Raw genomic sequence first — 1003 nt, forward strand, 5'->3', positions numbered from 1 at the left:
CAGGCGGGCTTGCAGCGAGGCGGCGTCGGTGAGCAGTGTGTCCATCACTGGGGTTGCGCCGCAGACGCAGGCATTGAGATGGCGCCCGATGCTAGACTTTGACGCATGACTGCTCGCGTTGACCAGCTTCTCGATGAAGCCTTGTCCTTGCCGACGGACGAACGGTCCGCGCTGGTTGTTGCGTTGCTTGACAGCCTGGAAGGCAGCGACGATGCCTGCATTTCTGAGGCTTGGCGTGCGGAGATTCGCAGGCGGCGTGCCGGGCTTCGGGATGGGACCATCGTTCCGGTTCCGTGGTCCGGGGCCAAGGCACGACTCCGTGCACTGTGAGTCAGTTCGAAGTCGTCATTCTTCCCGACGCAGAAGCTGAAATTGCGGGTGCGTTCCAGTGGTATCGCGAACGCAATCCGCTTGCCGCTGAGGCATTTCGGACCGAAGCGCTCGACTGCATTGATGCGCTGGCCGACTCGGCAGAGAAGTGGAAGAAGGATGACGACGGCACGCACCATTGTTTGCTTCGACGATTCCCGTACACCGTTTTCTATGCCATCGAAGGCAATGTCGTGTTCGTGCTGGCAGTTTCGCACCAGAGGCGGGAACCCGGATATTGGCGTGATCGCTGAATTGCGCCGCGCGCGACTTCCGGCGGCCATCATGCGTGCCAGAGTGCCATCACCAGCAGCGTGCAAAGCGCCGCCACCAGGTCGTCGAAGATGATGCCGAAGCCCTGGCGCCAGCCGGGCAGCGTGCCGGGCTGGCCCTTGTAGCGGCGGTCGGCCCAGCCGACCGGGCCGGGCTTGGCGGCGTCAAAAAGGCGGAAGATCAGGAAGGCGGCCAGTTGCGCGACCAAGCTGGAGGGCGTGACCAGCCAGAGGATGAGCCAGAAGGCCAGCACCTCGTCCCAGACGACCGCGCCGGGGTCGCCCACGCGCATGGCCTGCGCGGTGCGCGTGCAGGCCCACCAGCCGACGAAAAAGCCGACCAGCAGCACCCAGCCCCAGCC

3 protein-coding genes are annotated in these 1003 nt (G+C 64.5%); 2 read left to right on the forward strand and 1 reads right to left on the reverse strand.

Annotated features, from left to right (window positions below; all coding sequences use genetic code 11):
• Positions 1-105 precede the first annotated feature (105 nt).
• Together FKP22_RS34565 and FKP22_RS31605 are read left to right on the forward strand one after the other, a co-directional pair.
• The gene (locus FKP22_RS34565) at positions 106-330 is read left to right on the forward strand and encodes an addiction module protein (RefSeq protein WP_141292095.1); all 225 of its coding nucleotides are present in this window, start codon (positions 106-108) and stop codon (positions 328-330) included.
• On the forward strand, positions 327-623 hold the full coding sequence (locus FKP22_RS31605) for a type II toxin-antitoxin system RelE/ParE family toxin (RefSeq protein ID WP_170201216.1): 297 nt from the start codon (positions 327-329) through the stop codon (positions 621-623). The genes FKP22_RS34565 and FKP22_RS31605 overlap by 4 nt, the downstream gene beginning before the upstream one ends.
• Positions 624-652: 29 nt before the next feature.
• On the opposite strand, the gene FKP22_RS31610 is transcribed toward FKP22_RS31605, so the two are convergent.
• A partial coding sequence (locus FKP22_RS31610; RefSeq protein WP_141292097.1) for a phosphatidylglycerophosphatase A family protein occupies positions 653-1003 on the reverse strand: 351 nt, incomplete at its 5' end.

The organism is Ideonella azotifigens (assembly GCF_006519715.1).
Lineage (GTDB): Bacteria > Pseudomonadota > Gammaproteobacteria > Burkholderiales > Burkholderiaceae_C > Ideonella > Ideonella azotifigens.

Excerpts from the sequence above, each read along its gene's own strand:
- FKP22_RS34565 (WP_141292095.1), top strand. The coding sequence starts at position 106 with ATGACTGCTCGCGTTGACCAGCTTCTCGATGAAGCCTTGTCCTTGCCG.